Origin of the sequence: Acinetobacter sp. UBA1496, assembly GCF_002324975.1 — a bacterium.
GTDB classification, from domain to species: Bacteria; Pseudomonadota; Gammaproteobacteria; order Pseudomonadales; family Moraxellaceae; genus Acinetobacter; species Acinetobacter variabilis.
This window is the reverse complement of the sequence record NZ_DCRI01000102.1, coordinates 1-4,413: the sequence shown is the minus strand read 5'-3', so window position 1 is coordinate 4,413 and position 4,413 is coordinate 1. Positions and strand designations below refer to the sequence as shown.

The following is a 4,413-nucleotide window of genomic DNA, read 5'->3' as shown; positions in this document are numbered from 1 at the left end:
AGCTAGGTCGGCTATATTACGCTTTATTTCTAAAGTGTCAACTGGTAATTTAAACTATTTTTAAACTTCCTTTCTAAAACTCAACTCAGCCAATCTTAACTAAGTTACTGTTTTATCAGAAGTTTTTAATCTTCATCACCGCCGATGGATGTACATTATAGACCAATCCCAAACAAGCGCAACCCCTATTTTTAAGAAAATACTTCAGTTGATTATTATTTCTACAAAAATGCCGATTTTCCCTATTTTTTGAGCATTAAAGGTACAGGATTGGCCAATGTACTTAATAATTTCTCTTTTTTATCGTGTTCCTGAAAGCGCAAGGAGCGGCAATCTATATATTCACAATAGCCCCCTTCTCCATACTCAGTCTTGCCATTAATTCTGACTTCGTAATTAAAGCTTCCAACATAACCCGCAGCCAGACCAAATTTGAAATCTCCCCGGCTTTGTCCCTGCAACCAGATCTGTGTTCCTTTGCCATCTTCATAGCACCATTCAAACTCACGCGGCAGATACATCTTTTGCCCATTTGGGGTAGTCACACTCGGATAAACCCGATGCACCTTGAAATAGACTTTTTGATCGAACATTTGACTGGTCATATTTTTCAGGTCACGCAGATAAATTCGTGACTGCACAATGCTGTTCAGACTATCCCGAATTTGTGCCAGCAATAATTGTCGTCCTTCACTCAGGTTAATAATCTGATAAGTCAGAAAGGCTAAAGGCAAATAGGGAAAATTAAAGCTTCGTGCAAATTCAAAACTACCTAAGCTCTCAATAAGATATTTCTGATCTTTATAATGTAAGGTACCCTGACAATAACAGAGCAAAGACCAATGATCAGCCAGTGCAAAGCGCATTTGGGTGAAGTGTGAAATCAGATTGGTCGTATGGATGCTGAGATCAAAGCTCAGTTCAGAATCAAAACGCTGTAAACGAAAATGCGGAAAGTCGCCTGTCAGTTTTTCACGATCCAGAAACTGAAACAGGCCATACTGAAACTTGCAATCCTTTTTGATTGAATAGCAATTTAATTGTCCTGCCATATGCGGACTGGTACTACAGATTACTGTGACTGTATCCAGTGCATTGGTTTGAATAGCACTCGGGTTTGCCAACATCGGTGCATTAGGCTGACCGATGATACTCGAAAAGTTAAAATAATGAAGAGGTGCAGGCAGATCAGGAAGTGTCAAACCTTGATGAATAATTTTATATTTCTGGTTTGGCCCATGATAGGCAAGATTATGCGGGGAAACAGCAGGAGTCTGATTCAGCTGTTTCGAACGATCTAGAAAATCTTGAAGAAACTGCATCTCAAACTCCTTATTTTTATATTGTTATAAGGTACTCTGTCTTTTTGCCATAAAGGTTGTAAGGAAACCAGACAAGGTATAGATGACGGAGATCACGAGAATCCCCACTGGAATATTATAAGTCATCGCTGCAAAGATAAACACCGCGATCGGCAGCACAAAAAACGGTACCCGTCTACGCTCTACAGTTTTAAATGAATAATATTTGATATTGGAAATCATCAATAAGCCCACGATTACAATAATCGCAGCATTAATGATTTGTACAGTAGAATCACGAATATCAAACACAGTCGGGAAGTCCAATCCTACCCAGACCAGTGAAATAATAATGACGGCTGCTAATGGACTCGCAACGCCAATAAAATAACGTTTGTCCACTACGCCAATCTGAACATTAAAGCGTGCCAGACGGAAAGCCGCACAAGCGGTATAGACAAAACAAGCCGCCAGCCCGATACGACCTAAATCACTTAATCCCCAGCTATACATGAGAATGGCTGGCGCTACACCGAAGGCCAGCATATCGGATAGTGAGTCAAACTGTTCACCGAATGGACTTTGTGCCCCAATCGCTCTTGCCACACGACCATCGAGACCATCAAACAAAGCCGCCAGGAAAATCGCATAAATAGCTTGCTGAAACTCGCCATTCATGCTGGCAATAATCGAGTAAAAGCCTGATAACAACGCAGCGGTTGTAATCAGATTAGGCCACAGATAGATACCTCGACGCTTAACTCTTTGCCCTTCCTGGGTATGCTCTACCTCTTCCACCTCGAAGGTGATGCCATCAAATGGCAAATCTTTAGAAGATTCGTGTTCCGGCTTATTTGTACTTGTCATTCTTGTCGATCCTAACTATGACCCGATCTTTAAAATATTATTCGCCTACTAACCAACGAACTGCAGCATGACCGCCATTTTCTTGCATACGCAAATGCGGGAATAACCATTGCAGCGCTTCGTCTGCATCTTCAGAGAACTTCCAAGGTGGGTTAATCACCAGTAAACCACAACCATTTAAACCCACCGGCGTATCATCTGGCCACACACAGATTTCACATACCAACTGACGGCGAATCCCGGTCTTGAACATTTTCTTCTCGAAACGCTCAATCATGGCACGGTCTTTAATTGGGTACCAAACTGCAAATACGCCTGTCGGCCATTTTTTATAAGCAGCAACCAGTAATTCAACCAATTGAGGGAAGTCTTTACGCTCCAGCTCATAAGGCGGATCGATCATGACCAGACCACGTTTTTCTTTCGGTGGAATGACTGCGAGCAAGCCTTCATACGCATCACGCTCATGCAGACCCGCACGCTTGTCAAAAATGTTATGACGTAGCTGCTGAAACACATCACGTTGCATTTCAAAAATGGTGGCCTTGTCAATTTCACGCATGCCTTCCAGCGCAAACCAGGGTGAACCCGGATATGCACCTTTACCAAAGTTTTCACGCATTTTCTCAACAATTTTTAAATATTGTTGTACGCCTTCTGGTGCATTACGCTTGACCGAATCATCTAGCTTGATCAGACGATGAATACCGTTCAGGAATTCCCCTGATTTTTGCGCTTCAGAGGTGGATAAATCATATTTACCTGCACCACCATGTGTATCCACATAGCGATATGGTTTATCTTTTGCATTGAGTCGAGTCAATAATTGAAGCAACAATACATGCTTCATGACATCGGCAAAGTTGCCAGCATGGTAATGGTGACGGTAATTCATGTTTCATTAATTCCTAATATCAACCGCTATTTTAACATGAAAAATAGTTTCGTTCAGACCCGATTCTTACATAGAATAGCGCAACCCCAATTTACCCTTCTAGGTGAGTTTCTATGGAAGCAGTTCAACTCCCGGCAACCTGGCCAGTTGATCAGATTCTTGATGATCTAGATCAGCATGGTTTTAGCATGATCGACAATGCTTATGCCCCATCCTATGTTGAACAGCTGATTGCTGAATGTACCAGCAATCTGGAACGCTTTCGTGATGCAGCCATTCAAAATGGCGTAGTTAGCAATATCCGTAGTGATCATATTCTCTGGCTCAATGAAGATCTGGAAATTTCTAACCAGCATGTGCAAACCTTACAGGCCTTAGGTCATGAGCTGAACCGCGCTTTCTTCCTCGGCATTAAAGATGTGGAAGCCCATTTTGCCTGCTATAACGCAGGTGAGTTCTATGCCCTGCATCGCGATAATCCTCAAGGCAAGAATGGCCGGATGATTTCTGCGGTTTATTATTTACATGATGATTGGCAAGATAACTGGGGCGGCGAACTACATTTGCAGGATAAAAATGATCAATGGCATATTATCCAGCCTAAGCCAAACCGTATTGCCTTCTTCCAAAGTGATTTAATGCATGAAGTTTTAAAAGCCAAACACCAGCGTTTATCAATCACTGCCTGGCTAAGAAGTAATACCCATTTGCTCTAATCTTTTTTCCACGCTTTAAATTTCAATTTTCAGCCTCATATAGCAATCATTGAGATATGAGGACTGCGTTCATGCGACCAACCCCCAAAGAGATCATTGCACGCATTGGTGAAACAGATCAGCTATTTTTAAATGGCAATACGCCTGAGTTGGCGCTTGAACGAGCTGATCTTCGTCTGCAACTGGTGACTATCAGTCAGTTACGTCAAGAGCAGGTGCATTTCCTGCAAGAAGCGATTGTTCTGCTGGAGCAGGGCCGGATTGAATTTGAAGAAATGCCACTTGATTTGTATATCAATCTGTCTTTGCATCTGGCCAAAGCCTATATGATCTACTTTGAGCTGACCAAAGAAGATCGTTATGCGCTCATTACCCAGCAGATTCTAAAACCGATGACCAATTATGAGCATGCGGATATTTATTTCTTCTTGGCTTATGCATCTGCTAGTAAGAAAGAACCTGCCATGACTCGTCACTGGCTAAATAAATACAGTAAAACAGCCCATTTTGACCATGAACTGGTAGGCCAGCATCCGGCATTTGATGAATATCGTCAACTGGAATGGTTTATTCAGATTCTGCGTAGCCGTATGCATTAGAACAACGAAATCTATTCCTATAGGACTTACGCATT

General features: G+C 42.1%; 5 protein-coding genes. 2 read left to right on the top strand and 3 right to left on the bottom strand.

The features are described 5' to 3' along the window. Positions 1 to 242: 242 nt before the first annotated feature. Genes B3143_RS12835 through B3143_RS12825 form a run of 3 tightly spaced genes read right to left on the bottom strand, consistent with a single transcriptional unit; the run spans position 243 to position 3,063 of the window. On the bottom strand, positions 243 to 1,322 hold the full coding sequence (locus tag B3143_RS12835; RefSeq protein ID WP_286740816.1) for a DUF6670 family protein: 1,080 nt from the start codon (positions 1,320 to 1,322) through the stop codon (positions 243 to 245). Between the two features lie 24 nt (positions 1,323 to 1,346). Beyond that, entirely contained in the window at positions 1,347 to 2,168 is an 822-nt protein-coding gene (gene pssA, locus B3143_RS12830; protein ID WP_286740814.1) for a CDP-diacylglycerol--serine O-phosphatidyltransferase, read from the bottom strand. A gap of 37 nt (positions 2,169 to 2,205) precedes the next feature. Then, positions 2,206 to 3,063 carry a 23S rRNA (adenine(2030)-N(6))-methyltransferase RlmJ gene (locus B3143_RS12825; RefSeq protein WP_004786802.1) on the bottom strand — a complete coding sequence of 286 codons (858 nt, stop codon included), beginning with the start codon at positions 3,061 to 3,063 and terminating at the stop codon, positions 2,206 to 2,208. Between the two features lie 113 nt (positions 3,064 to 3,176). Here B3143_RS12825 and B3143_RS12820 point away from each other — a divergent pair, with 113 nt between their 5' ends. Further along, complete coding sequence (locus B3143_RS12820; protein ID WP_286740812.1) at positions 3,177 to 3,779, top strand: 2OG-Fe(II) oxygenase; 603 nt, start codon at positions 3,177 to 3,179, stop codon at positions 3,777 to 3,779. Positions 3,780 to 3,850: 71 nt separating this feature from the next. Beyond that, positions 3,851 to 4,378: a hypothetical protein gene (locus B3143_RS12815; protein ID WP_005233815.1), complete on the top strand. Its 528-nt coding sequence runs from the start codon at positions 3,851 to 3,853 to the stop codon at positions 4,376 to 4,378. Positions 4,379 to 4,413 lie beyond the last annotated feature (35 nt).

Coding starts and splice junctions, on each gene's coding strand:
- B3143_RS12820 (WP_286740812.1), top strand. CDS start 3,177: ATGGAAGCAGTTCAACTCCCGGCAACCTGGCCAGTTGATCAGATTCTT.
- B3143_RS12825 (WP_004786802.1), bottom strand. CDS start 3,063: ATGAATTACCGTCACCATTACCATGCTGGCAACTTTGCCGATGTCATG.
- pssA (WP_286740814.1), bottom strand. CDS start 2,168: ATGACAAGTACAAATAAGCCGGAACACGAATCTTCTAAAGATTTGCCA.
- B3143_RS12815 (WP_005233815.1), top strand. CDS start 3,851: ATGCGACCAACCCCCAAAGAGATCATTGCACGCATTGGTGAAACAGAT.
- B3143_RS12835 (WP_286740816.1), bottom strand. CDS start 1,322: ATGCAGTTTCTTCAAGATTTTCTAGATCGTTCGAAACAGCTGAATCAG.